The sequence below is a fragment of the Gaiella sp. genome (assembly GCF_035710885.1).
Lineage (GTDB): Bacteria > Actinomycetota > Thermoleophilia > Gaiellales > Gaiellaceae > Gaiella.
In genome coordinates this window covers 17192-41557 of the sequence record NZ_DASTCS010000046.1, presented here as the reverse complement: position 1 = coordinate 41557, position 24366 = coordinate 17192, and the positions used below count along the sequence as shown (strand labels likewise).

Annotated in this window: 26 protein-coding genes; 17 read left to right on the top strand and 9 right to left on the bottom strand. The window is 71.6% G+C overall.

The genetic code is table 11. The features are described from left to right. Nucleotides 1–59: 59 nt before the first annotated feature. The 11 genes from VFO26_RS10495 to dapF all read left to right on the top strand — a co-directional run bounded on the left by VFO26_RS10495 (nucleotide 60) and on the right by dapF (nucleotide 10538). Nucleotides 60–788, top strand: coding sequence for a RodZ domain-containing protein (locus VFO26_RS10495; RefSeq protein WP_325114924.1), 729 nt, complete (start codon nucleotides 60–62; stop codon nucleotides 786–788). Further along, nucleotides 785–2059 carry a CinA family nicotinamide mononucleotide deamidase-related protein gene (locus VFO26_RS10490; protein WP_325114923.1) on the top strand — a complete coding sequence of 425 codons (1275 nt, stop codon included), beginning with the start codon at nucleotides 785–787 and terminating at the stop codon, nucleotides 2057–2059. The genes VFO26_RS10495 and VFO26_RS10490 overlap by 4 nt, the downstream gene beginning before the upstream one ends. Next, complete coding sequence (locus tag VFO26_RS10485; protein ID WP_325114922.1) at nucleotides 2056–2613, top strand: 2'-5' RNA ligase family protein; 558 nt, start codon at nucleotides 2056–2058, stop codon at nucleotides 2611–2613. The genes VFO26_RS10490 and VFO26_RS10485 overlap by 4 nt, the downstream gene beginning before the upstream one ends. After that, nucleotides 2610–3689, top strand: a complete 1080-nt coding sequence (gene recA / locus VFO26_RS10480) for a recombinase RecA (RefSeq protein WP_349259070.1) — start codon at nucleotides 2610–2612, stop codon at nucleotides 3687–3689. The genes VFO26_RS10485 and recA overlap by 4 nt, the downstream gene beginning before the upstream one ends. Nucleotides 3690–3704: 15 nt before the next feature. Further along, the gene (locus VFO26_RS10475; RefSeq protein ID WP_325114920.1) at nucleotides 3705–4292 is read left to right on the top strand and encodes a regulatory protein RecX; all 588 of its coding nucleotides are present in this window, start codon (nucleotides 3705–3707) and stop codon (nucleotides 4290–4292) included. A 236-nt stretch (nucleotides 4293–4528) separates the two neighbouring features. Next, nucleotides 4529–6061, top strand: a complete 1533-nt coding sequence (gene rny, locus VFO26_RS10470) for a ribonuclease Y (RefSeq protein ID WP_325114919.1) — start codon at nucleotides 4529–4531, stop codon at nucleotides 6059–6061. A gap of 215 nt (nucleotides 6062–6276) precedes the next feature. Then, a complete protein-coding gene (locus tag VFO26_RS10465) occupies nucleotides 6277–6480 on the top strand; it encodes a hypothetical protein (protein WP_325114918.1) in 204 nt (67 codons plus the stop codon). A gap of 11 nt (nucleotides 6481–6491) precedes the next feature. Further along, nucleotides 6492–7253 (top strand): aminoglycoside phosphotransferase family protein, encoded by a 762-nt coding sequence (locus tag VFO26_RS10460; protein WP_325114917.1) that lies wholly within the window; start codon nucleotides 6492–6494, stop codon nucleotides 7251–7253. Between the two features lie 33 nt (nucleotides 7254–7286). After that, a complete protein-coding gene (gene miaB, locus VFO26_RS10455; RefSeq protein WP_325114916.1) occupies nucleotides 7287–8609 on the top strand; it encodes a tRNA (N6-isopentenyl adenosine(37)-C2)-methylthiotransferase MiaB in 1323 nt (440 codons plus the stop codon). Between the two features lie 132 nt (nucleotides 8610–8741). Further along, a complete protein-coding gene (locus VFO26_RS10450; protein ID WP_325114915.1) occupies nucleotides 8742–9710 on the top strand; it encodes a tRNA (adenosine(37)-N6)-dimethylallyltransferase MiaA in 969 nt (322 codons plus the stop codon). Nucleotides 9711–9767: 57 nt separating this feature from the next. Beyond that, nucleotides 9768–10538 carry a diaminopimelate epimerase gene (gene dapF, locus VFO26_RS10445; RefSeq protein WP_325114914.1) on the top strand — a complete coding sequence of 257 codons (771 nt, stop codon included), beginning with the start codon at nucleotides 9768–9770 and terminating at the stop codon, nucleotides 10536–10538. A gap of 39 nt (nucleotides 10539–10577) precedes the next feature. Here dapF and VFO26_RS10440 read toward each other — a convergent pair whose 3' ends face one another. The 3 genes from VFO26_RS10440 to dapE are packed head-to-tail and all read right to left on the bottom strand — an operon-like array spanning nucleotide 10578 to nucleotide 13641. Continuing rightward, nucleotides 10578–11378 (bottom strand): 2,3,4,5-tetrahydropyridine-2,6-dicarboxylate N-succinyltransferase, encoded by an 801-nt coding sequence (locus VFO26_RS10440; protein WP_414653084.1) that lies wholly within the window; start codon nucleotides 11376–11378, stop codon nucleotides 10578–10580. Next, entirely contained in the window at nucleotides 11375–12523 is a 1149-nt protein-coding gene (locus tag VFO26_RS10435) for a pyridoxal phosphate-dependent aminotransferase (RefSeq protein ID WP_325114912.1), read from the bottom strand. Before VFO26_RS10435 ends, VFO26_RS10440 begins: the two co-directional genes overlap by 4 nt. A 41-nt stretch (nucleotides 12524–12564) precedes the next feature. After that, nucleotides 12565–13641, bottom strand: coding sequence for a succinyl-diaminopimelate desuccinylase (gene dapE, locus VFO26_RS10430; protein WP_325114911.1), 1077 nt, complete (start codon nucleotides 13639–13641; stop codon nucleotides 12565–12567). A 44-nt stretch (nucleotides 13642–13685) separates the two neighbouring features. Between dapE and hflX the strand changes: the two genes are divergently transcribed. The 3 genes from hflX to VFO26_RS10415 are packed head-to-tail and all read left to right on the top strand — an operon-like array spanning nucleotide 13686 to nucleotide 15894. Then, nucleotides 13686–14984, top strand: coding sequence for a GTPase HflX (hflX, locus tag VFO26_RS10425; protein WP_325114910.1), 1299 nt, complete (start codon nucleotides 13686–13688; stop codon nucleotides 14982–14984). Further along, nucleotides 14984–15427, top strand: coding sequence for a dUTP diphosphatase (gene dut, locus VFO26_RS10420; protein WP_325114909.1), 444 nt, complete (start codon nucleotides 14984–14986; stop codon nucleotides 15425–15427). The genes hflX and dut overlap by 1 nt, the downstream gene beginning before the upstream one ends. Nucleotides 15428–15429: 2 nt before the next feature. After that, entirely contained in the window at nucleotides 15430–15894 is a 465-nt protein-coding gene (locus tag VFO26_RS10415) for an NUDIX hydrolase (RefSeq protein ID WP_325114908.1), read from the top strand. A 3-nt stretch (nucleotides 15895–15897) separates the two neighbouring features. On the opposite strand, the gene VFO26_RS10410 is transcribed toward VFO26_RS10415, so the two are convergent. Together VFO26_RS10410 and VFO26_RS10405 are read right to left on the bottom strand one after the other, a co-directional pair. Next, nucleotides 15898–16653 (bottom strand): hypothetical protein, encoded by a 756-nt coding sequence (locus tag VFO26_RS10410; RefSeq protein WP_325114907.1) that lies wholly within the window; start codon nucleotides 16651–16653, stop codon nucleotides 15898–15900. Then, the gene (locus VFO26_RS10405) at nucleotides 16650–18026 is read right to left on the bottom strand and encodes a MurT ligase domain-containing protein (protein ID WP_325114906.1); all 1377 of its coding nucleotides are present in this window, start codon (nucleotides 18024–18026) and stop codon (nucleotides 16650–16652) included. Before VFO26_RS10405 ends, VFO26_RS10410 begins: the two co-directional genes overlap by 4 nt. 71 nt (nucleotides 18027–18097) lie before the next feature. Between VFO26_RS10405 and VFO26_RS10400 the strand changes: the two genes are divergently transcribed. Next, nucleotides 18098–18805, top strand: coding sequence for a homing endonuclease associated repeat-containing protein (locus VFO26_RS10400; protein WP_325114905.1), 708 nt, complete (start codon nucleotides 18098–18100; stop codon nucleotides 18803–18805). Here VFO26_RS10400 and VFO26_RS10395 read toward each other — a convergent pair. Next, on the bottom strand, nucleotides 18789–19580 hold the full coding sequence (locus tag VFO26_RS10395; protein ID WP_325114904.1) for a hypothetical protein: 792 nt from the start codon (nucleotides 19578–19580) through the stop codon (nucleotides 18789–18791). The genes VFO26_RS10400 and VFO26_RS10395 overlap by 17 nt on opposite strands. A 214-nt stretch (nucleotides 19581–19794) precedes the next feature. Here VFO26_RS10395 and VFO26_RS10390 point away from each other — a divergent pair, with 214 nt between their 5' ends. Beyond that, entirely contained in the window at nucleotides 19795–20685 is an 891-nt protein-coding gene (locus tag VFO26_RS10390; protein ID WP_325114903.1) for a sigma-70 family RNA polymerase sigma factor, read from the top strand. Between the two features lie 23 nt (nucleotides 20686–20708). Here VFO26_RS10390 and VFO26_RS10385 read toward each other — a convergent pair whose 3' ends face one another. Beyond that, complete coding sequence (locus tag VFO26_RS10385) at nucleotides 20709–21758, bottom strand: sigma-70 family RNA polymerase sigma factor (RefSeq protein WP_325114902.1); 1050 nt, start codon at nucleotides 21756–21758, stop codon at nucleotides 20709–20711. Nucleotides 21759–21981: 223 nt separating this feature from the next. On the opposite strand from VFO26_RS10385, the gene VFO26_RS10380 reads away from it, so the two are divergent. After that, nucleotides 21982–22212, top strand: coding sequence for a hypothetical protein (locus tag VFO26_RS10380; protein WP_325114901.1), 231 nt, complete (start codon nucleotides 21982–21984; stop codon nucleotides 22210–22212). 108 nt (nucleotides 22213–22320) lie between these two features. On the opposite strand, the gene VFO26_RS10375 is transcribed toward VFO26_RS10380, so the two are convergent. Further along, a complete protein-coding gene (locus VFO26_RS10375; RefSeq protein WP_325114900.1) occupies nucleotides 22321–23160 on the bottom strand; it encodes an alpha/beta hydrolase in 840 nt (279 codons plus the stop codon). Nucleotides 23161–23178: 18 nt separating this feature from the next. Beyond that, nucleotides 23179–24117 carry an undecaprenyl-diphosphate phosphatase gene (locus VFO26_RS10370; RefSeq protein WP_325114899.1) on the bottom strand — a complete coding sequence of 313 codons (939 nt, stop codon included), beginning with the start codon at nucleotides 24115–24117 and terminating at the stop codon, nucleotides 23179–23181. Nucleotides 24118–24366 lie beyond the last annotated feature (249 nt).

Below are 24366 nucleotides of genomic sequence, written 5' to 3'. Positions count from 1 at the left end.
ATCCCGCGGGTTGCCCGTCGCCGTCCGCCGGCTCCGGATGACGACTAGACTGGCCGCTCGTGTTCGAGATCGGCTCGAGCCTGCGCGAGGCGCGCATCCGCCAGGACCTCGGCTTCGAGGAGATGGAGGCGCGGACCAAGGTCCGTGCGAAGTACCTGCGCTATCTCGAGGAGGATCGCTTCGACCAGCTTCCCGGTCATGCGTACACCAAGGGTTTCCTCCAGGTCTACGCCGACGAGCTCGGGCTGGACGGCCGGCTGTACGTCGAGGAGTACAACTCCCGCTACGTCGGAGGGGAGGACGGGGCCGGCGCACCCCGGGTCGCGCGCGTCTCACGTGTCCCCTCGGGAGGACAGCGGCGGAGGCGTGACCGCCGGGAGACGGGGACAGTCGGAGTGGCCCTCGCGGCGATCCTGCTCGTGACGGCCCTCGTCATCGCCGCGTGGCGCTTCGGCGGGCACGAGGATCCCCAGGTCGACGGCGTCAACGCCTCGACGCCACGCACCGCCGCGGTCTCCACGCCGAGGTCGACCCGCCAGCAGGTGACGCTGAGCGTCCGTGCCGTCCGCGGCCCGTCGTTCATGGAGGTTCGCGCCGGCTCCGAGACCGGCAAGCCGCTGTACACGGGAACGCTCGAGAAGGGGCAGCTCCAGCGCTTCACGAAGAAGGCGCTGTACCTCTCGGTCGCTCGCCCACGGAACGTCGTCGTCAAGGTCGACGGCAGACATTACGCGCTGCAGCCGAGCGGACGACTGACGGTGTCCGGGGCGACCGCCGTCAGCGGGTGAGTCACCGCCCCCGCGCGGCGATCGTCGTCACGGGCAGCGAGCTCGTGCGCGGCGAGCGAACCGACCGCAACGGCCCCTTCTACGCGCGGGAGGCGCTCTCGCTGGGCCTCCAGCCGGAGCGGATCATGATCGTGGGCGACGAGCCGGGAGATCTGGAGGCGGTGCTGCGAGAGGCAAGCGACGCGGACGTCTGCCTGGTCTCGGGCGGGCTCGGGCCGACGCACGACGATCGCACCGTCGAGCTCGTCGCACGCGTCGCGGGTACGCCTCTCCGTGTCGACGCCGAGCTCGAGGCGCACATCGAAGGCGTGTCGCGCGCGATCGCGGAACGGCTCGGGCGCCCGTATGCCGACTTCGCCCCCGGTGTGACCAAGCAGGCGACCGTTCCGGAGGGCGCGATCGTCGTGGGGATCGCCGGCACGGCGCCGGGGCTGGTGCTCGCCTCGGGGCGCTGCGTGTACGTCGTGATGCCGGGGCCGCCCGGCGAGCTGCGTCGCCTCTGGCCCGCCGCCGTCGAGAGCGCCCCGCTCCAGTCCGTCCTCGCACGGACGAGTGCCCCCGGCCGGAGAGTGCTCCGCTTCTACGGTGCGAGCGAGTCGGCCGTCGCCCGCGCCCTCGCGGAGGCAGGCGGCGACGGGGACGGGGTGGAGGCGACGATCTGCGCAAGGGACTTCGAGATCCACGTCGACCTCGTGGTCGAGCCGGGCGCCGAGAGCCGGGCCGACGAGGTCGCCGAGGCGCTTCGGGAACCGCTTCGACGCCATCTGTTCACCGAGGACGAGCGCACGATCGCGGAGCTGGTCCTCGAGCTCTGCCGGGATCGCGGCCTGCGCCTCGCGACGGCCGAGTCGTGCACGGGCGGCCTCGTCGCGGCGAGGCTGACCGACGTGCCGGGCTCCAGCGACGCGTTCGCGGGCGCAATCGTCGCGTACTCGAACGAGGTCAAGACGGCGGCGCTGGGCGTGCCGGCCGAGCTCATCGACGGGCACGGCGCTGTCTCGGCCGAGGTCGCGGCCGCAATGGCGCGCGGCGTGCGGGAGCGGCTCGGCGTCGACGTCGGCATCGCCGTCACCGGCGTCGCGGGGCCTGGCGGCGGTACGCCGGCGAAGCCCGTGGGGCTCGTCCACTACCACGTCTCCGCGCCCGACGGGGAGAAGGGGCACGAGTTCTCGCTGGCGGCCGACCGAGACACGATCAGGTCGCGGGCCACCGTGGCCGCGCTGCACCTCGCCCGCCGTGTCCTGACACGAAGTCGGCACGAAGACGTATGACCCCGGCGGGTAGCGTCGGGGGCGATGACCGTCTGCGGCTCTTCCTCGCGCTCCAGCTGCCGCTCGCCACACTGGATGTCCTCGAGCGCTGGGGCGTGGAGCACCTCCGGGGCGGACGTGTCGTCCCCCGGGAGCACCTGCACGTCACGCTCGCCTTCCTCGGAAGCCGTCCCGCGACGGAGCTCGACGTGATCATCGAGGCGCTACGCGAGGCCGCCTCGTGCGCGGGACGCATCGCCTTCGAGCCCGTCGCGTGGCGCGAGACGCGCAGCGTTGGGATGGTCGCCCTCCGCGACCTCACCGGCGAGGCAGCAGCGCTCGCGGCGCGCCTCCACGGGCGGCTCGCCGAGCTCCGCGTGTACCGGCCGGAGTCGCGCGCGTGGCTGGCCCACGTCACGGTGCTTCGCTTCCGCGAGCGACCGCGCCTCGACCCGCCGCTCCCCGAGACGGGAACATTCGTTCCGTCCGGTGCTGCTGCTTACCTTTCTCGACTGCACCCGTCCGGCGCACGGTACGAGGTGCTTGAACGCGTCTCGCTGACCGCAGGAGGATGAATCGCATGAACCGGGAGGAAGCGCTCGACGTCGCGCTCGGCCAGATCGAGCGACAGTTCGGCAAGGGCTCGGTGATGCGCATGAGCGATGCCGCCCAGGTCTCGGTCGGGGCGGTGTCCACGGGCTCTCTCTCGCTCGACATGGCGCTCGGGATCGGCGGGCTGCCACGCGGACGGATCGTCGAGATCTTCGGCCCGGAGTCGTCGGGCAAGACCACCCTCGTGTACCACGTGATCGCGGAGTCCCAGCGACGCGGCGGGATCTGCGCCTTCATCGACGCGGAGCACTCGATGGACCCGACGTACGCACGGCGGATCGGGGTCGACATCGACCAGCTGCTCGTCTCCCAGCCGGACACGGGCGAGCAGGCGCTCGAGATCACCGAGCTGCTCATCCGCTCGGGAGCCGTCGACATCGTCGCCGTGGACTCGGTCGCGGCGCTCACGCCCAAGGCGGAGATCGAGGGGGAGATGGGCGACAGCCACGTGGGCCTGCAGGCGCGGCTGATGAGCCAGGCCCTGCGAAAGCTCGCCGGGACACTCAACCGCACCGACACGATCTGCATCTTCACGAACCAGCTGCGCGAGAAGATCGGGGTCATGTTCGGCTCGCCGGAGACGACGCCCGGCGGTCGCGCGCTGAAGTTCTACTCGTCCGTCCGCCTCGACATCCGGCGGATCGAGACCCTCAAGGAGGGCACCGAGGCAGTCGGCAACCGCGTGCGGGTGAAGGTCGTCAAGAACAAGGTCGCGCCGCCGTTCAAGCAGGCGGAGTTCGACGTGATCTACGGTCACGGGATCTCGTGGGAGGGCACGGTGCTCGACGTCGGGCTCGAGCGGAAGATCGTGACGAAGTCCGGCTCCTACTTCTCGTACGGGGACGAGAGGCTCGGCCAGGGCCGCCACAACGCGACCGCGTTCCTGACCGAGAACCCCGACCTCGTCCAGTCGATCCTCACCCGGATCCAGGCCGAGGCCGGCCCCGAGCAGATCGTGTCCGCACGGCTGCTGCCGAGCGCCGGTCAGGGCCCGGCCGAGGTGACACCGGTGCTCGACGAGGTGTCGGCGGAGGCCTGAGCCGTAAGGGCCGCAGTGCCACGGATCACCGCACTCCGGGCCGAGAGGGGGCGCGTCGCGGTGCAGCTCGACGGACGCCCGTGGCGGACGATCCCGGTCGCTGCCGCAGCCGAAGTGGGTCTCGTGGTGGGCCTCGAGCTCGACAGGGCGCTGGCGCGGACGCTCGGCCGCGTCCTCCGCCGTCATCGGGCGCAGGAGATCGCCCTGCGAGCGCTCTCGCGTCGCGACCACTCCCGCTCGTCGCTCGAGGCACGGCTCGAGCGCGCCGGCGTCGCGGGGAGCGATCGCCACGAGGTCCTCGACCGGGCCGAGCGGGCGGGCCTCGTCGACGACGCGAGGTTCGCGGACGCGCGGGCGCGGTTGCTCGCGGAGCGGGGTGCGGGCGACCTGTTCGTGCTGGACGACCTCGTCCGCCACGGCGTGGACGAGGCCGTAGCACGCGAGCGACTCGCCGCGGTGGAGGCGGAGCCGGCCCGCGCCGCCCGGATCGTGGCGAGCCGCGGGCTGTCGCTGCGAACGGTGCGTTACCTCGCATCGAGGGGCTTCACGGAGGACACCCTCGAGCCGCTCGTTGCGGATGTCGAGAGCCGAGCGGTACGATGACCATGCTTCGTCCGGTAATTCCCTGCAATCGCGTAGTTCCGAACCCGTTGAAACCGTGACCCTCGTGTCGACCACCGACCTCTCGTACCAGCAGGCACGTCCCGCGTGCCCGCCGGAGGACGCGCCGGCCTAGAGCCACGCAAGCAGCGAGCCGGGACCCCGCGGGAGCGGGGGAGTGCCGGATGTGAGCAGCCGCGGCGTCGCCGCGGACAACTCAGCCTCCTGGAGGAGTGGAGATGCTCACGGTGATCGCACTGCTGGTCGGGCTCGGGTTGGGTGGAATCGCCACCGCGGTCTGGCTCCGCGCCTCGAGCGCGTCGTCGGTGCGCCGGAGCGACGAAGAGAGGCGGCGGATCGTCTCCGACGCCGAGCGGGAGGCCGAGACCATCCGCCGCGAGGCCCACGTCGAGGCACGCGAGGCAGCGGTCCGCGTGCGGGCGGACGTCGAGAGCGAGATCCGCGACCGCCGGGTCGAGATCGCGAAGGTCGAGGAGCGGATCGCCCAGCGGGAGGCCGAGATCGACCAGAAGGTCGTCGAGGTCACCCGGCGGGAGCAGGGCATCGGTGATCGCGAGGTGCACCTCAAGCAGCTCCAGGAGGAGCTGAAGGCGTCTCGCGACGACTCGTTGAAGGAGCTGGAGCGGATCTCGGGGATGACCCTCGGCGAGGCGAAGAAGGCGGTGCTCGAGCGTTCTCAGGACCTGGTCCGGCACGAGCTGGCGCGGTCGGTCCGCCAGATGGAGGAGGAGTCGCGCGGAGAGGCCCGGCGCCGGGCGCGGGCCCTCGTCGCGGACGCCCTCCAGCGCGTCGCGGCGAGCCACACCGCCGAGACCACCGTGACGGTGGTCGAGCTCGCCAGCGACGACATGAAGGGGCGCATCATCGGCCGTGAGGGCCGCAACATTCGCGCGCTCGAGCACCTGACGGGCGTCGACGTGATCGTCGACGACACCCCCCACGCGGTCGTGCTCTCGTCGTTCGACGGGATCCGCCGCGAGATCGCCAAGCTGACCCTCGAGAAGCTGATCGAGGACGGCCGCATCCACCCGGCCCGGATCGAGGAGATGTACTACCAGTCGAAGGCGGAGCTGGACGAGCAGGTCCACCAGGCGGGTCGCCAGGCGGTCTACGAGGCGAACTGCGGCGAGTTGAGCGAGGAGCTCGTCACGATCCTCGGCCGGCTCCGCTACCGCACGAGCTACGGGCAGAACGTCCTCAAGCACACGCTCGAGGTCGTCCACCTGGCGGGGCTGATGGCCGCCGAGCTCGGCGCGGGCGTGAAGACGGCGAAGCGCGCGGCACTGCTCCACGACCTGGGCAAGGCGATGACCCACGAGGTCGACGGCTCGCACGCGCTGGTCTCCGCGCAGCTCGCCAGGCGCCACGGCGAGTCGGAGGGCGTGGTGCACGCGATCGAGGCACACCACTACGAGGTGCAGCCCCAGACCGTTGAGGCCGTGCTCCTGATCGCCGCCGACGCGGTCTCGGCGTCGCGCCCCGGTGCGCGCGGCGAGAGCCTCGAGCACTACATCAAGCGCCTGTCCGCGCTCGAGGAGATCGCGTCCTCGAAGCCCGGGGTCGCGAAGGCGTACGCGCTCCAGGCCGGCCGTGAGATCCGGGTGATCGTGGAGCCCACCGAGGTCGACGACGACGGCACGGCGCTCCTCTCGTACGAGATCGCCCGCGAGATCGAGGATCAGCTCGAGTACCCCGGCCAGGTGAAGGTGATCGTGATCCGCGAGTCCCGGGCGATCGAGGTGGCGAAGTGAGCGGGGCACGCCCGGGCGACGTCGACACGTGACGATGGACGCGACGGCCGCAGCGCGGGCATGGGTGGCCGGCTGGTCGCGTGTCTGGCCCTCCGGCGCGATGCGGTGGCCGCCTTGTACGCGGAGGGCGCGAGCTTCTTCTCCCATCCGTTCCGCGGGCACCAGGAGCCGCGCGACTACGCGGCGTGGGCGTTCGCCGAGCAGCTGAGCGCGGTGTGCCGGTTCGGCCCCCCGTCGTCGCGGGCGACCGGGCGGCGGTCGACTGGTGGGCGGTGATCACGACGCGCGACGGGGTCGAGGAGACGATCGCGGGCACGTCACTGCTCCACTCCGACGCCGAGGGGCGGGTTGTCGACCAGCGCGACGCCTGGGCCGCCCGGGACGGGCGTCATGAGCTGCCGCACTGGGCCACAGGGTAGGCCGCCGACCGTTGGCACCGATCGACCTTCGGCCGCTCGCGAGCACGGCGCGGGAGGTGGCCGCCGAATGGGGCCTCGAGCTCGGGCCGCCGTTCGCCCGCGCCCGCTACTCGTACGTTGCGCCTGCCGGCAAGGGCACAATTCTGAAGGTGACGCCGGGGGACGACGACGAGTCCGACGAGGAAGGCGACGCGCTCGCGCTGTGGGCCGGCGACGGTGCTGCCGGGCTGATGCGACGCGACGCCGGTCGGCGGGCCCTCGTGATCGAGCGCGCCGACCCCGGAACCGACCTCGCCGAGCTGCCCGAAGACCAAGCCACGGCGATCGCCGTGGACGTCGGCCTTCGCCTCTGGCGGCCGGCGGCGGACCCGTTCCGCTGGATCGGGGACCATGTGCCACGCTGGCTCGACAACGCCGAGACCGGCGCGGGCCGGGGTCTCCTGCCGATCGCGAGATCGCTCTACGACCGCCTGGACATCGGTCGCGCGACGCTCGTGCACGGCGATTTCCACCACCACAACATCCTTGCCGCGGGCTCGCGCTTCGTCGCGATCGACCCGAAGCCCATGCTCGGCGAGCCCGAGTACGACGTCGCGTCGTTTCTCTGGAACCCGCTCTCGTACCGGATGCGGCTGGACGTCACGGAACGCCGGCTCGCGGCGTTCGCCGCCGCCGGCCTGGACGAGGCGCGGATGAGGGCCTGGGCGGTGATCCGCGGCGCGTACCTCGGTGCGGACGAGGGTGAGGCGGAGGTGCTGCGCGCGCTCGTCTGAGCGTCGCGGAGGCACGGGTACCATCGGTTGGCCGTGCGCCGTTACCACGTCACCACGTTCGGCTGCCAGATGAATGCTCACGACTCGGAGCGCATCAAGGGCATGCTCGAGTCGCTCGGGCTCGGGGAGGCGCCGGAACAGGACGAGGCGGACGTCCTCGTCTTCAACACCTGCACCATCCGTGAGAAGCCGGACACGAGGCTCGCCGCCCACCTCGGCGACGCGGCCGCGCGCAAGCGCCGCCGGCCGGATCTCGTGGTCGCCGTCGGCGGCTGCTACGCGGAGGCGCAGCGAGAGCGGATCTTCGAGCGCTATCCCTTCGTCGACGTCGCCTTCGGGCCCGGATCGATCCCACACCTGGGGGAGTGGATCACGGCAGGCGGATACGCCGTCCCCCGCGGCAGGTTCGGAACCCACGAGACGTTCGCGGCAACACTGCCCATGCACCGCGAGAGGCGCTTCAGCGCCTGGGTGCAGGTGTCGATGGGCTGCAACTCGAAATGCGCGTACTGCATCGTCCCCGCCGTCCGCGGACGCGAGCAGAGTCGCCGACCCGGCGAGATCGTCGCCGAGGTGGAGGCGCTCGCCCGGGATGGGGTCAGGGAGCTCACGCTGCTGGGTCAGAACGTGAACTCGTGGGGGCGGGACCTCGCGCCGGAGCTCGTGACCGAGTTCGGCGAGCTCCTGCGGGCCTGCGACGCAGTGGAGGGAATCGAGCGGATCCGCTTCACGAGCCCTCACCCGAAGGACTTTCGTGAGCCCGTCATCTCGGCGATCGCGGAGTGCGACGCGGTCTGCGAGCACATCCACCTACCGCTGCAGTCCGGCTCGTCACGCGTGCTCAAGGCAATGCGCCGCACGTATTCGCGCGAGCGCTACCTGCGGCTGGTGGGCACGCTGCGCGAGGCGATCCCCGATCTCGCGCTCGGCACCGACCTGATCGTCGGCTTCCCGGGCGAGACCGAGGACGACTTCAGCGAGACGCTCGAGGTCGTGGAAGCGGTCGGCTTCGACAGCGCGTTCACGTTCGTCTACTCGCCGCGCGCCGGCACGGAAGCAGCGGAGATGCCGGACCAGATCGACGGCGACGTCAAGCGCGACCGGATGGAGCGGCTCGTCGAGGTCGTCCAGCGCGTCGGCGCCGCGAGGAATGCGGCACGGGTCGGGCGCGTCGAGGAGGTGCTCGTCGAAGGCCCGAGCCGAACCGATCCAATGCTGCTTCGCGGCCGCACGCGCCGGAACACCATGGTCAACTTCCACGGCCCGGCCGAGCCGGGCAGCCTCGTTCCCGTCGTGATCGAGAGCGCAACGTCGACCACGCTGAAGGGCCGTGAGCGGTCGCTGGTGGCGGCCTGAGGGCCTTCCACGCTGGATGTGGACGGATCCACACACACCCGGCGCGGAGACGTGACAGACGCGTCGCCGCTCTCGCGTTAGGCTCGAAGCGTGGGGAGGAGGTCGGTGGCCCGAATGGGGACCGCATCCGACATGTCCGAAACGGCCAGCTCCAGCCCCGACTGGGAGCCACGCGCGGGACACCGCCCGGAGAGGGCAGGACACGCGCGCGCGGCCGCCGGGGCACTCGGCGTCGAGGTGATCGCCGTGTTCGGGCCGACCGCGTCCGGGAAGAGCGCCGTGGCGGAGGCCCTCGCGGATCGGCTCGGCACGGAGGTCGTCTCGGCCGACGCGATGCAGGTCTACCGCGGCCTGCCGATCCTGACGAACCAGCCGTCGTCGCGGACGAGGCTCGTCGCCATCCGCTCTCTGGCCGACGAGATGAGCGTGGGCGTCTTCGCCACACTCGCCCACGCGGAGATCGATCGGCTCGTCGTCGATCGCGGGGCCGCGGTCGTGTCGGGCGGGACCGGCCTCTACCTGAGAGCCGCGCTCGTCGATCTGGGCGTGCCTCCCAGACCCGATCCGACTGTGCGGGAGCGCATCGAGCAGGAGGTCGACGTCGACCGCGCATCGGCGCATCGTCGGCTCGCAGGGCTCGATCCACGTGCGGCGGAATCGGTGCACCCCAACGACCGCAAGCGCCTCATCCGCTCCCTCGAGCTGGCGGAGTCCGGCAGCTCGCTCGTCGCGAGCCGCGACCGGCTCTGGGACGGCTCCACGAGACGACCAACGTTCGTCGCCGGGCTCGACGTGCGCGACGACGTCCTCGAGCGCCGGATCCGCGCACGGACCGAGTCGATGTTCGCACGCGGTGTCGTCGACGAGGTCAGGGCAGCGCTCTCGCAGCCCCTGTCACGGACAGCCGGGAAGACCCTCGGCCTGGCAGAGATTGCCGAGCTCGCGCCGGCTGATGCGCTCGACCGGATCGTCGTCCGCACCAGACGCTACGCCGCGTACCAGCGCAAGTGGATGAGGCGGATCCCGGACCTGACCCGGTTCGACGGTGAACGGGATCCGGGCGAGATCGCCGACGGGATCCTCGCGCACGTCCGCCGCTGACGCCGGCCGGCCGATGAGCGGGGCGCCCGTCGAGGCGTGTACTAGCCTCACGGCACGATGCGCTTCGAGAAGTGGCATGCGCTCGGTAACGCCTACCTTCTGCTCGAGCAGCCGGACGCGGGTGACCTCACGCCGGAGCGCGTGCGCCGGCTCTGCGACACGGGCACGGGCATCGGCAGCGACGGCGTGCTCGAGGTGCGCCGCCGCGAGGGAGCACGGGCGTCGATCCGGATCTGGAATCCCGATGGCTCCACCGCCGAGCTCTCTGGCAACGGCACGCGGATCGCGGCAGCCTGGCTCCTGCGAGAAACCGACGCTCCGGAGGTCGAGATCGCAACCGACGAGCGGCTCGTCCGCGCTTCGCCGGGCGCTCGCGGCGGCATCGTCCGTCAGGACCTGGGGGTCGTCACGGTGGGGGCCGACGAGGAGCTCGAGATCGCAGGAGAACGGCTGACGATCATCCCGGTCGACGTCGGGAACCCACACGCCGTCGTCCTGCGGCACGAGCTCTCCCGCGACGAGCTCCTGCGTCTCGGGCCCGCGATCGAGGCACACCCGCGCTTTCCGGGCCGGACGAACGTTCAGCTTGCCAGGCCCGAGCCGGGCGACGTCGTGTCGGTGCTGGTGTGGGAGCGCGGCGCGGGGGAGACGGCCGCGTCGGGATCGTCCGCGGTTGCCGTGGCGGCGGTCGCGACGGCCCGTGGCTGGAGCGACACGCCGGTGCGCGTGGCGATGCCCGGGGGCGAGCTGGTCGTCTCGCTCGAGGGCCGTCGTGCGGTGGTGGAGGGACCCGTCGAGGAGGTCTGCGCAGGCACGACGGCCCTCTGAGCATCCGCGCCGGCCGGGCACGACCGCCGCCGCCGTGCGTCACACCGCAAGCTCGAACTCGCGCAGCACGTCGTTGAGGCTGAGCCGGAGATCGTGCGAGGGCTCCCGCCAGCCGATCACGAGCGCACACGCCAGCTGGTACGTCCCGGCAGGGAACGTGCGCGGCCTCGTCCCGGGCACGACCACTGCGCGAGGCGGCACCTCACCGCGGTACTCGACGGGCTCCGGTCCCGTCACGTCGATGATCGGCACCGACGCGGTCAGGGACACGTTGGCCGAGAGAACGGCGCCCTCGCCGATCCGGACACCCTCGGTGACGATGCAGCGCGAGCCGAGGAACGCCCCGTCCTCGACGATCACGGGTGCCGCCTGCGGCGGCTCCAGGACGCCGCCGATCCCGACGCCTCCCGCGAGGTGGACGTCGGCCCCGATCTGGGCGCAGGAGCCGACCGTCGCCCACGTGTCGACCATCGTCCGCGGGCCCACCCACGCGCCGATGTTCACGTAGCCCGGCATCAGCACGACGCCCTCCGACAGGAACGATCCGCGCCGCGCGACACCCGGCGGCACCACCCGCACCCCGGCCGCCGGGTCGACGTGCTTGACGGGGATCTTGTCGAGGTAACGGAGGCCTCCGACCTCCATCGGCTCGACCTTGCGGAGCCGGAAGTAGAGGAGGATCGCCTTCTTCGCCCACTCGTTCACGACCCAACCGTCGGGGCCGGGCTCGGCGACACGGAGCTCGCCCCGGTCGAGCAGGTCGATGGCCTCCTCGATCGGCGCGGCGTCGAGCTCGCCGCTCTCCCACATGGCCTCGATCGTCTCCCGGAGCGCCATCAGAGGACATCCTCCAGGATCGCCGCGGCACGGGCGCATTCGCCCTCGGTGGGCACGAGCGCGTAGCGCACGTAGCCCTCGCCGGACGGCCCGAGGTACGAACCGGGCGTGACGAGCACGCCGCTCTCGAGCAGTCTCGCCGCGTGCTCCTCGGAGCACTCGCCCGCCGGAGTCGCGATCCAGAGGTACATCGTCGCCGGCCCGCCCGCGTCACGCAGGCCCTTGCGCCGGAGCACGTCGAGCAGGATCTCTCGCTTGCGGCGATAGGTCTCCCGGGCGCGAACGACGTGCTCCTCGTCGCCCCACGCGACGACCGAGGCCCGCTGGACGAACTCCTGGGGCGCGGTGCCCACGTTGGGCCGATACCGGCGGAGCGCCGCGACCAGCTCGGGATCGCCCGCGACGAACCCGCTCCTGTAGCCGGTCATCGACGACCGCTTCGACAGCGTGTTGAACGCCAGAACGTCCGTCCGATCGGAGAGCTGGAGCGCCGAGGGCGGCGGCTGGTCGAACCAGAGCTCCGTGTACGCCTCGTCCGAGGCGAGCACGAACCCGTGCTGCCGCGCGAGCTCCGCGAGCCGCTCGAGGAACCGCAGCGGCGCGACGGCGCCTGTCGGGTTGTTGGGGGAGTTCAGCCAGAGCAGTGCGGTACGGCTCCAGTCCTCGTCGGAGACCGCGTCGAGGGCGGGCAGGAAGCCGTGCTCTTCGCGGAGCGGTAGCTCGACGACACGGGCGCCGGCGAATGCGGCCCCACGGCCCGGGACGGGGTAGCCGGGCTCGGTGACGACGACGGTGTCGCGCCCGCCGGGGACGTCGAGCACGACCTGGGCGAACGAGAAGATCGCCTCCTTGGAGCCGAGGGTCGGGATGACGTGAATGTCGGGGTCGAGCGTCACGTCGAAGCGCCGTTCGACCCAGGAGGCGATCGCTTCACGCAGCTCAGGCAGGCCGCTCGCGGCGGGGTAGCCCATCCGCTCGCGGACGCCGTCGCGCAGCGCCTGGATGATCGCGGGATCGGTCGGCTCGCGCGGGTCTCCCATGCCGAGGTCGATCACCGCGAGGCCCTGGGCGCGTCGCTCGGCGGCGGCCTGGTTGAGCCGCACGAACGGGTAGGTCGCCGTCGTGCGGAGGACCGGGGAAAGAGGCACGGGCGGACGTTAGTACACGCGCCCGACCAGCTCGGTGCGGGCTACCGCGCGTCGCCGAGCGCGACCGCACGCAACGCCAGGTATGCGCGCTCCAACGCCGCGATCTCGACGAGCTCGTCCTTCGCGTGGGCATACCGCGTCGCTCCCGGGCCGAAGTTCACGGCCGGGATCCCGCGCGAGGTGAAGTCGGCGACGTTGGTCCACGCCTGCTTGGGCGCGACCGGGAAGCCTCCCTGCGCGCGGAGCGCCTCCACGAGCGGTGCGTCCGCGACCACCGCCCCGGGAGGCGAGTTGCCGAGGATCTCGACGGTTGCATCGGTCGGCACGAGCGAGCGCACGAAGTCCTCCGCCTCGGCCGGCGCGCGATCGGGCGGGTAGCGGACGTTCACGGTGGCGATCGCACGGTCGGGCACCACGTTGTCCGCCAGCCCGCCCTCCAACCGCGTCACCGAGGCGACCTCGTAGAAGGGCAGCCCGTCCAGGATCGCCTCGCGCCGCTCGTGCGTAGCTACCCGTGCGAGCCCTTCGATCGCGCGGTGGAGCGCGTTGTCGGCCAGCCACGGGCGCGCGGAGTGCCCGCTGACTCCGTGGAACGTCACGCGGGCGGAGAGGTTCCCCACGCATCCGGCCTGGATCTCGAGATCCGTCGGCTCGAGCAACACTGCGAGGTCGGCCTCCTGGAGGAGAGGGCACGCGTCGAAGAGCGCCGGAAGCGGGTTGTGCTCCGGGGGCAGCTCCTCGCGCCCGAACAGGAGCAACGCCAGGTCGACGGGTCCCGGGGCCCGCTCGCCCAGGTCGCGGACGAGCTCGAGGGCGACCGCGACACCGCCCTTCATGTCGCTCGCGCCACAGCCGTGCACGGCACCGGCGTCGAGGCGCCCGGGGACGTTCCCCTGGGCCGGAACGGTGTCGTAGTGCCCGGCGAGCACGAGCAACGGCGTACCCGGTCGCCGCTCGCGCGCCCACAGGTATGCCTCGTCGCCCTCGTAGACCGGCTCGAACGGGATGGGGACGAGCGAGCGGAGCCGCTCGCGGATCGCGCGCTCGTGAAGGCTCTCGGAGGGGATGTCGACGAGCTCGAGCGTCCTCCGCGCGAGCCGCTCTGCGAGGTCACTCACGTCGGCGAGCCTACCGCCCTCCGAGCGGGGGCATACTTCCGCTGATGACGTCGGGCGGATCCGAGCTCCGGGACGGCCCGGAGCCCGAGCGTGGGCTGCTCCTCGCGGTGATGCCGAAGGGCGCGGACATCGACTCGGAGCTCGCGGAGCTGCGCGAGCTGGCCCGCACGGCGGGCGTGGCGCCCGTCGCCGAGATCGTCCAGCGCAGGATGCACGCGGATCCTCGCCGCTACGTGGGCAAGGGCAAGCTCGAGGAGCTGAAGGAGTCGTACGGCAGCCACCGCGCCGAGGTGCTCGTCGTCGACGACGAGCTCGACCCGGTCCAGCAGCGCGCGCTCGAGGACGCGCTCGCGGCCCGGGTCGTCGACCGCACCCAGCTGATCCTCGACATCTTCGCCCAGCACGCGGTCTCGGCCGAGGGGAAGCTCCAGGTCGAGCTCGCGCAGCTCGAGTACAACCTGCCGCGCATGCGGGGGATGTGGAAGCACCTGGAGCGCCTCGGCGGCGGGGTCGGGACGCGCGGCCCCGGCGAGTCGCAGCTCGAGACCGACCGTCGGCTGGCGAACCGGCGGATCACGCTGCTCCGGCGGCGCCTGCGCGAGCTCCGCACGCACCGGGCGACGCGGCGGAAGGCGCGCGCACGCTCCGAGACGCCGACCGTCGCGCTCGCCGGCTATACGAACGTCGGCAAGTCGACGATCCTGAACGCCCTCACGGGGGCCGAGGTACCCGTCGAGAACCGGTTGTTCGAGACCCTCGATCCGACCACGCGGAGCTTCGAGCACGGGGGCAAGCGCTACCTCGTGACCGACACGGTGGGGTTCATCCGACGGCTGCCCACCCAGCTCGTCGAGGGATTCGCCTCGACGCTCGAGGAGACGCTCCTCGCCGATGTCGTGCTCCACGTCATCGACGCCTCTCTGCCCGATGACCTGATGTCCGAGCAGATCGAGGCCGTCGAGACGGTCCTCTCGGAGATCGGGGCGGGGGAGATCCCGGTCCTGCGCGTCGCGAACAAGATCGACCGGCTCGACGGCTCCGGCAGGCGACGGCTCGCAAACCGGCTCCCCGACGCGGTGCCCGTGTCGGCCGCGACCGGGGAAGGGCTGGACGAGCTGAAGGCCAGGGTGGCCGAGGTCTTCTCGGACCGGTTCGACGAGGTGCGCCTCCTCGTGCCGTACGACGAGGGCCGGGTGCTCTCCGACCTGTACGCGCTGGGAGCGCCGATCGACGAGCGGAAGGACACGGACGAAGGGGTCATCGTGCGGGCGCGGCTTCCCCACCGCGACGTGCGCCGGTTCGCGCCCTATCTCGTCGTAGGGGCCGAATCGGAGACGGGGTAGTGGGGGCGACGGGCACGGCGCTCGCGGTGAAGCGGTTGCGCCCGGATGCGCTCGTCCCCACGCGAGCCTACGCCGGCGACGCGGGGTTCGATCTCGCCGCCTGCGAGCGCGTCGAGCTCGCGCCGGGGGCGCGGGCGGTCGTCGGAACCGGCATCGCAGTGGCGATCCCGCCGGGGCATGCGGGCCTCGTCGTGCCGCGCTCCGGCCTCGCCGCCCGCCACGGCCTCGGCAAGGTCAATGCGCCCGGTCTGATCGACGAGGGTTACCGCGGGGAGATCAAGGTGATCCTCCACAACACTGACCGGGACGAGCCCTTCCTCGTGGAGCCCGGTATGCGGATCGCCCAGCTCGTCGTGGTCGAGCTCCCGCCGATCGAGCTCGTCGAGGTGACGGAGCTGCCGCCGAGCGAGCGCGGGGTCGGAGGGCTCGGCTCGTCGGGCTGACGATGCGTCCCGAGCCACGCATCCGGGTTTCCGCGCTCCTGCGCTGGCACGAGGCGATCCTGCTCATCCGGCACGAGAAGCGAGGGCGTGAGCACTGGCTCCTGCCCGGTGGAGGTGTTCGCAGCGGGGAGACGCTGGTCGAGGCGCTGCAGCGCGAGCTCGCGGAGGAGACGGGTCTGGTCGGAGAGCACGACGAGCTCCCGGTCGAGGGCCCGATCGCGATCGTCGAGTCGATCTCGCCGGAGCGGAGCCTGTGGTCGAAGCACGTGGTGCACGTCGTCTTCGCAGGCGAGCTGGACGGGTCGCTCGAGGGCGTTGTCTCGAGCGACGAGGCCGTGCGCGGGCATCGCCTGTTCCCGCCGGACGAGCTCGACGGGCTCGTGCTGCACCCCCCGATCGCGCGCTTTCTGAGCCGCTTCCGGCCGGGCGATCCCTGCGTCTACCTCGGCGCCCGCTGGGCGGAGTGATGCTCAGGCGGGACGGCCGCCGCGCGAACGGGCGCGGGCGGCGGCGACCGCATGCGCCTGGAGCTCGAGCTCGTCGGCGAGCGGCGCGAGTTCCTGGGGCTCGCCGCCCGTCGCGTGCGCCAGGGCCCACGAGAGGAGCAGGTCGGCGAGCCAGGGGTTGCGCGGCAGGAGCGGCCCATGGAGGTACGTCCCGAGAGCGCGGCCGACCCGGCAGCCCTCGAACCCCGAGGTGCCGTCGTTCCCGTACCCGGCGACGACGCGTCCGAGCGGCGCCGCGCCCTCGTCGAGGCGCGTGCGGCCCGCATGGTTCTCGAAGCCGGCGATCGTCCGGCCCGCTGCCTCGGCGAGCGTGCTCTCGAGCAGCACGTCTCCGATCATGCGCGTGTCCCCAGCCACCGTCTCGTGTGGGAAGAGCCCCACGCCCTCGAGCCGTGACCCGTCCCGCCCGCGATACCCGCGGCCGAGGAGCTGATAGCCGCCGCAGACCGCGAGGAGCGCGACACCGTCTTCCACGACCTCCCGGATCGCGTCACCGCGCGCGGAGAGGTCCGGCGTGATCATCGCCTGCTCGCGATCCTGGCCGCCGCCCACGTAGAGGAGGTCGTACGACCCGAGGCGTGGCTTCGCCCCGACACTGAGGGGCTCGACACTCAGCTCGTGGCCGCGTGCCGCCGCACGGCGCTCGAGGACGGCGATGTTGCCGCGGTCCGCGTAGATGTTGAGGTACTCGGGATAGAGATGGCCGACGCGGACGATCACGGCTGACCGTCGCTCTCCCAGTAGGGGCGGGTCAGACCCCGTCCCGTAGCGATCGCGCGCAGCTCGAGCATCGCCGTGTACGTCGGGAGGATCACGAGCTCCCCGCCCGCCGGTGTGAGCTCGAGACCCCGGTCGAGGGCCGTCTCGAGGTCGGGGACGAGCTCGAGGCGGTCGGGCGGGAACCCGGCGTAGGTGAACCGCAGGGCGAGCTCGGCGGCGCGCTCGCCGCTCGCGACGATGCGCTCGACACGCTCGAGCACCGGCTCGAAGTCGACGTCCCAGATCCAGGAGACGTCCCGGCCGTCCGCGATCCGGTCGTTGAGGGCGAGGACGAGCGTCGGTGGGACACCGCCGTCCTCGAGCGTGCGCAGCGCCTCGTTCGCTCCGGCCGGGTTCTTCACGAGCAGCAGGAGGACGCCGCGGTCGTCCACCCTGAACCGCTCGAATCGCCCGAAGGCCGCCCGAAAGCGCCCGAGGCCCTCGGCCACGGCCTCGAGCTGCATTCCGAGGGCAAGCGCCACCGAGGCGGCGGCGAGCGCGTTGTAGACGTTGTAGAGACCGGGGACGGCGAGCCGCACGGTCGTCTCTCCCTGCGTCGTCCAAAGGGTGAAGGAGACGCCTTCCAGCCCCTCGGGCCTGATCTCCCGGGCGGCGACGTCGAACGGCGGTCGGGCGTGGCCACAGGATTCGCAGCGGTACGCGCCGAGATGCCCGACGTAGGCGGAGTCGTACCGATAGGGCCGGCCGCAGCGCACGCAGTACTTCGAGTCCGATGCGTGCTGGAGCCCGGAGCGCGCAAGTCGCGGGTCGTCGACGCCGAACAGGACTGCTCCCTCGCGACCCTCCGCGAGCGAGGCGACGAGCGGGTCGTCGGCGTTCGCCACGAGCGTCGTCCCGCGGTCCAGGTCGGCGACGGCGCTCCGCCAGCGCTCGGCGATGTGCTCGAGCTCGCCGTAGCGGTCGAGCTGGTCGCGGAACAGGTTGCCGAGGCACACGACACGCGGCCTCGTCCGCCGCATCACCTCGGGGAGCACGAACTCGTCAACCTCGAGCAGGCCCAGGTCGGCCTCGCGGGCGGCGAGGAGCGTCGAGGCGACTCCCGACGCGAGGTTCGCCCCCGAGTGGTTCCAGGCGAGCCGGTGCGTGGGGGAGAGGATGGAGCTCGCCATCGCCGTCGTCGTCGTCTTGCCGTTCGTCGCCGAGACGAGCACGACGCCCTGGGAGAGACCCGCGGCGAGCGCGTCGAGCGCCGCGGGGTCGAGCTTCCAGACGAGCTTCCCGGGGAGCGTCGTCCCGCCACCGCGACCGGCGGCGCGCGAGAGCCGCCCGACGAGCCGGGCGGCAGACTTCTCGAGCGCGAGCCGTGCACCCACGGCGCCGAGCCTAGACGAACCTCTCGCTCTACCATCTTTGCAATAAATCGAAAATGCTCTAGCATGGTTGCATGGCCCGGCAACGCCGACGTCACCCGGCGCTCGAGAGCATCGACGAGCACGCGCTCGCCGAGTTCCGCGCGGGGCTGCGCCGGCGGTACACCGACGAGGAGATCCTCGAAGAGCTGCGGGCGTCTGCGGCGCGCCTGGGCCGTTCGCCGACGATGCGCGAGTTCGCGGCCGATGCGGAGGCCTCGGTTCACCCGCAGACCGTGATCGAGCACTTCGGCACCTGGAACGCCGCGAAGCGCGCGGCCGGGCTCCGACCGAGGCGGTTCATCAGCCGTGAGGAGCTCGTCGCCCAGCTTCGCGAGCTGGGGGAGGAGCTCGGGCGGCCGCCCACCGTTCGCGACATCGAGGAGCATCGGGGCCGCATGGCGTCGAAGTCGCTCATCTGGCACACGTTCGGGTCCCTCGCGGCGGCGCTGAAGGAGGCCGGGTTCGACGTCCCGGTCGGAGAGGAGCGCCTCGAGCGGGCGATCGCCGACGGCGCAGTCCTCGCCCGCGAGCTCGGCCACCTGCCCAAGATGGCCGAGTGGAAGGACGCACGGGCGCGCGACGCGACGCTGCTGTCGGAGTGGCAGGTCTACCGGATGGTCGACGTGCAACCCGGTGCGTGGTCTGCGTTCCAGTTCCTCGTCCGCGAGCGCCTGCGCGAGGAGGGTGTCCGCGTCGGTCCGGACGGGACGCTGCCGGCCGACCTCAGGCCGGAGCGATGAGCGCGGCGAGGCGCTCCAGGCAGAAGCGGCCCTCGTGCGGCGCACGCACCGCCGGCAGCTCGCGCTCCTCCCGGTAGCTCCGATCCGGCGCCCAGCGATGCTCGTCCACCAGCGCGCCGTCGACCAGCGTCAGGAGCCGCCCTTCGTCGACCTCGGTCTTGCGGAACGTCGTTCGGAGCGCACGCTCCACGACCTCGAGGGCCGCACGGGTGGACGCGAACAGGACCTCGTGCCTCCCGCGGGCCATCCACAGGGGGCGGCCGACGCCGCGGGCCACGTGAAGGGCCTCTGGCTGCCGCTCGTCGATCCACGCGGCGGCGATCGTCCCGACGAGCTCCTCGAGGACCTCCGGGGAGCTTCCGCGGTGCTCGACGAGCGCGAAGATCACCTCGGAGTCCACGGTCATCTCGGGCTCGTCCCGCACGAGATCGTGACGGCGGAAGAGCTCGTCGTCGTTGGCGATGATCCCGTTGTGGATCCCGGTCACGCTGCCGTGGCGGACGGGATGGTTGTTCGCGGCGATCGTCGGGTGGCCCTTCGTGTAGTCGCGGACGTGGACGAGGACCTGGCGGGCGCTCTGGGGGACGACCACGGCGTCGAGCAGGGCGCTCGCACCCGTCTGCTGCTTGCGCACCTCGAGCGGGCCGTCGGCGCGGTGTGCGTAGCCGACCGCGTCGGCGCCGCGCTCGGCGATACCGGCGAGCAGGGCCTGTGCGGCCAGCGTCCGGTTGACGCGTGACGCGTTGCCGAAGCTGTAACCCGCGATGCCGCACATGTCTGTCTCCTAGACGGTGACGCCGGACGCCGTCTTCTCACCGTAGTCGGAAAACCGTGAGGGAGGTGTTCGGATTCCGGCCCGCAAGTCCTTGCGGTCAGGTCCAGCCCTTCGGACGCGCCAGTCAGCCGAACGGACGGGTTTGCGGCCGAAATGCACCGGTAGCCTCGACGTGTACCTCAAGGGGGGGAGTGGAGTAGCCGATATGACTTCCGTGGAGAACGCTGCGGAGCCGTTGTTCGACCCTGCCCACGAGGCGCCGGACGAGGTCGAGACGGGTGAGCCCGTCCAGGACCCGCTGAAGCTCTACGTCCGGGCGATCGGGGACGGCCGGCTGCTGACGCCGGTCGAGGAGCGTGAGCTCGCGCGGCGCAAGGACGAGGGGGACGAGGTGGCGAGGCGACGGCTCGTCGAGTCGAACCTGCGCCTCGTCATGTCGATCACGCGCAACTACACGCGGGCGGACGTCCCGCTGCTCGATCTCATCCAGGAGGGGAACCTCGGCCTGATGCGCGCGGTCGACAAGTTCGACTGGACGATGGGGTTCAAGCTGTCGACCTACGCGACCTGGTGGATCCGGCAGGCAGTCCAGCGCGCCCTGGCGGAGCAGAGCCGGACGATCAGGCTCCCCGTCCACATCGCCGATCAGGTGCGCCGGGTCCAGCGTGCCCGCCGCGCCCTCGGCCAGCAGTTGAGCCGCGACCCGACGTTCGACGAGATCGCTGCGGAGACCGACCTGACGCCGATCAGAGTCCAGGAGCTCCTCGACCTCGTTCAGGATCACGTCAGCCTCGAGACGCCCGTGGGGGACGGGGAGAGCGTGATGAGCGACCTGATCGAGGACCCGAACGCCGTCGGCCCCGAGGCGGCGACCGCGCTCAGCCTGCGTTCCACGGAGCTCGCGCGGGCTCTCGCCCAGCTGAAGCCCCGGCTCCAGCGCGTGCTCTCCCTCCGCTACGGCCTGGACGGGTCCGGGGGCCGCACGCTCGAGCAGGTGGGGGTCGAGCTCGGCATCACCCGCGAGCGCGTCCGCCAGCTCGAGACGCGCGCGCTCCGTGAGCTGCGGCACGCCGCGCCGGGCCTCGAGCTCTACCTCCGCGCCTGACCCGACCGCCCCCGGGAGACGCCTCAGCCCTGGACGGCCTGCATCTCCCGCAGCAGGGAGAGCCGCCGCAGCGAGTCCAGCTCGATCTGCCTGACGCGCTCGCGGGTCAGCCCCAGCCGGCGGCCGATCTCCTCCAGCGTTCGTGGCTCGTTCCCGTCGATCCCGTAGCGCAGCGTCACGACCTCGCGCTCGCGCTCGGGCAGCGAGAGAAGTGCGTTCCGCAGCGTCTGGCGGCGAAGCTGAACGTCCACGGCGTCCTCGGGCAGGGGCTCGTCGCCGGCGACGAAGTCGCCGATGACGGCGTCGTCCTCGTCTCCGACCGGCGCGTCGAGGCTGGTCGAGGCACGGGCCGCGGCGCGCACCTCCAGCACCTGCTGCGGCGTCAGCGACGCCTCCTCCGCGATCTCGTCCAGCGTCGGCTCCCGACCCAGCTGCGTCCAGAGCGATCGCTCGGCCCTGTTGATCTTCTGCATCCGCTCGACGATGTGCACGGGCATCCGGATCGTCCGCGCCTTGTCGGCCAGCGCGCGGGCCACCGCCTGCCTGATCCACCAGGTCGCGTAGGTGGAGAACTTGAAGCCGCGGCGCCAGTCGAACTTCTCCACGGCGCGGATCAGGCCCAGCGTGCCCTCCTGGATGAGGTCGAGGAACGGCAGCCCCTGGTTGCGGTAGTTCTTCGCGATCGAGACGACGAGCCGCAGGTTCGCCTGGATCATCTCCGACTTCGCGAGAGCATCGCCCCGCTCGATCCGCTTGGCGAGAGCGACCTCCTGGGCGGCGGTCAGGAGCCGGTGGCGGCCGGCCTCGCGGAGGAACAGCTGCAGCGCGTCGGTCGTGGACTCGACGGGTGTCGGGGCGACGGGCGCACGTTCGACGGGAGGCGACTCCACGATCTCGATCCCGCGCTTGTCGAGCTCGCGGACCAGCGCTTCCTGCTCGAGCCCTGTCAGCTCGTGCGTCTCGACGATCTCGTTCACGTCCGGCGCACGGATGGAACCGGCCTGCTCGCACGTCTCGAGCAGCGCCCGGAGCTCGTCCTGGGCGAGCAGGGACTCGATGTCGACGGTCGTCACGGGCCGGGGCGGCGGTGGGGAAGCCGTGCGAAGCGCTCGGTACGAGGTTCCCACACATCGGGGGGGCTTCGCAACCCCTGGCACAAGGGAGTTGCGGGCTGGCGCGTGCGCGGGATACGCCGTACTGTGGGCCTCAGGGAGGATGGACGAGCGGAGCTATGTCGAGCAGAGGCGTGCGCCGGCACGGTGCGACGGCTGTGGGCGCACGGCCGAAGCCTCCGGGATGACCGAGCACGGCTGGACGGTCAGCCCGCTGTCCGCCGCCGTCCCGGGGACGTACTGCATGAGCTGTGCATCGGCACTCCGGATGCTCGACTGGTTCGTTCGGTGCGTCGACTGCGGTGCGAGCGTCGAGAGCGAGGGCACGGCCGAGCAGCAGGGCTGGCGCTTCTTTCCCGACGAGCTGGGACAGCTGCAGCCTCTCTGTGGCCTCTGCAGCGCCGAGCGGCGCTGACCGGGGACAGCCCTCTGCAAGCGCATGCGGGCTCGCTGCTCCACGCACGATAATGCGCGTTATGTCAAGTAGCGACAGGGATGCGCTGGAACGACCCCTTCCCTGCCGTCAGATACGCGTGAGAAACGCCTGCAGCCCGGCGATGAAGGCGTCCGGCTCCTCGTAGGGCAGCATGTGCGCCGAGCCCGGGAGCACGAGATGCTCGGCTCCGGGTATCGCGTCGACGAGCTCCTGCGCCGACGCCGCCGGCGTCGTGCGGTCGTGCGCCCCGCTGATCACGAGCACCGGCCGCGTCGACCTCGACAGCTCCGCCCGCAGGTCGACCAGGCCGTACTCACCCCCTGCCGCGAAGTGACGCAGCACCTCGGGTCGGTACACGACCCGGTCGTTCTCCCTAAGCCACGTGACGAGCGGCCCCTCGGGATCAGCGACGTGGAAGGCCCACTGGTCGTCCATCAGGCGCTTGCAGTCCTCGGCGGTCTGGACCGTGGACTCCCGCTCCCACGACGACGTCACCCGGTCGCGGAGGTGCTCCGGCTCGAACGCCGCCAGCCGCTCGTGCACCCCGTGGAGCGCCTCCGGGCCCGAGACGGTGCCGACGAGCACGTACGCCGACGCGCTCCCGTGGCGCGCCAAGTGGCTCTGCGCCACGAAGCTGCCGAAGCTCCAGCCCATCACCACGGGGTCGGCCAGATCGAGGCGCCGGATCAGCTCCTCGACGTCGTCCGCCATCTGCGGGACTGTCCAGCGGGCCGGATCGCCCGCGTCGGAGCGGCCGTTGGCACGATGGTCGGGCGCGAGGATCCTCCAGCCGTCACCGGCGAGCGCGTCGAGCGCTGGAAACCACACGGAGCCGTCGATCCCCGGTCCGCCGTGCAGCGCGAGCAGCGGCCTGCCGACGCCCTTCTCGTGGACGTGCAGCTCGACGTCGCCGATCGCGACCCTCATGGCGAGACCGTAAACGAGCTAGAACGTCGCCGCGCGAGCGCCCGTCACGATGAGCAGCACGATGATCGCGGCCGCGATCAGGCGGTACACCACGAAGAGCCCGTATGTATGGCGCCGCACGTAGCCGAGGAGCCACTGGATCGCGAGGAGGCCCGTCCCCCAGGCGGCCAGCACACCGACCACGAACGGCCCCTTCCATCCCGCCGGCAGGTCGCCGAGCACGACGTCCTGGACGCCCTTCAGTACCACGGCACCGAGGACCGTGGGGACGAGCAGCAGGAACGACAGTCGAGCGGCCTCGTCGCGGTCGAGGCAGAACAGCCGCCCCGCCGAGATCGTGATGCCCGAGCGGGAGACCCCCGGCGCCAGGGCAAGCGCCTGCGCGGCACCTACGGCGAGGCCCTCCCTCAGCGAGAGCTCGTGCGCCTGCCTCGTCGCGGGCCTGCGGTCGACGAGCCACAGCACGACCGCGAACACGGCCAGGAGGAGCGCGATCTGCCAGGGCTCCCCGAGGTGCCCGGTGATCACGTCCTCGAACGCGAGCCCCACGATTCCCGCAGGGATCGTCGCCACGAGCACGATCCACGCGAGACGCTCGTCTCGCGTCTCGATCCGGCGCGTGCGAAGAGTGCGGAACCACCCCCGCACCATCGCGGTCAGATCGGGGAGGAAGTAGCCCCCCACCGCGAGCATCGTGCCGAGGTGGAGCGCGACGTCGAAAGTGTGGTTGAAGGCGTCGTTCTGCTCGAGAAACGTCCAGTCGCCCAGCCATGGGACGAGCACGAGATGGCCGGAGGACGAGATCGGGAGGAGCTCGGTCGCGCCCTGGACGACGCCCAGCACGAGCGCCTGCCAGTTGGGGAGCCCGCCCGCCGTGTCCCCCACTCCGGCCACCGTGAGCACGATCGCCGCGCCCAGGAGCACGGCGGCGAGTACGTACGTCCGTCCGCCGCGCACCGCGGCATCGTAGTCGTGGCACGGCCGTTTCCGAGCCCACGCACGAGAGAGGAAAGGACTGAAAGGAAACGGTGCAATTTGCGGAATTCTCCCGCCAGGGTTGCTTGACCTCGCCCTGTCGGGGCCGTAGGTTTGCCGTGCACCGAGCACGGAGCGCGACTAGGTCGAAGCCCGTCACGCAGGCACTACGCGCAAGCGGAAGGTCGATGTGGCAGGTGGACGAAAGCGCCACCGGCTCGGTGAATTTTT

Bases quoted from the DNA above. Each gene is read 5' to 3' on its own strand.
- VFO26_RS10485 (WP_325114922.1), top strand. From the start codon at position 2,056: ATGACCCCGGCGGGTAGCGTCGGGGGCGATGACCGTCTGCGGCTCTTC.
- recA (WP_349259070.1), top strand. From the start codon at position 2,610: ATGAATCGCATGAACCGGGAGGAAGCGCTCGACGTCGCGCTCGGCCAG.
- rny (WP_325114919.1), top strand. From the start codon at position 4,529: ATGCTCACGGTGATCGCACTGCTGGTCGGGCTCGGGTTGGGTGGAATC.
- VFO26_RS10450 (WP_325114915.1), top strand. From the start codon at position 8,742: ATGTCCGAAACGGCCAGCTCCAGCCCCGACTGGGAGCCACGCGCGGGA.
- dapF (WP_325114914.1), top strand. From the start codon at position 9,768: ATGCGCTTCGAGAAGTGGCATGCGCTCGGTAACGCCTACCTTCTGCTC.
- hflX (WP_325114910.1), top strand. From the start codon at position 13,686: ATGACGTCGGGCGGATCCGAGCTCCGGGACGGCCCGGAGCCCGAGCGT.
- VFO26_RS10415 (WP_325114908.1), top strand. From the start codon at position 15,430: ATGCGTCCCGAGCCACGCATCCGGGTTTCCGCGCTCCTGCGCTGGCAC.
- VFO26_RS10400 (WP_325114905.1), top strand. From the start codon at position 18,098: ATGGCCCGGCAACGCCGACGTCACCCGGCGCTCGAGAGCATCGACGAG.
- VFO26_RS10395 (WP_325114904.1), bottom strand. From the start codon at position 19,580: ATGTGCGGCATCGCGGGTTACAGCTTCGGCAACGCGTCACGCGTCAAC.
- VFO26_RS10380 (WP_325114901.1), top strand. From the start codon at position 21,982: ATGACCGAGCACGGCTGGACGGTCAGCCCGCTGTCCGCCGCCGTCCCG.
- VFO26_RS10375 (WP_325114900.1), bottom strand. From the start codon at position 23,160: ATGAGGGTCGCGATCGGCGACGTCGAGCTGCACGTCCACGAGAAGGGC.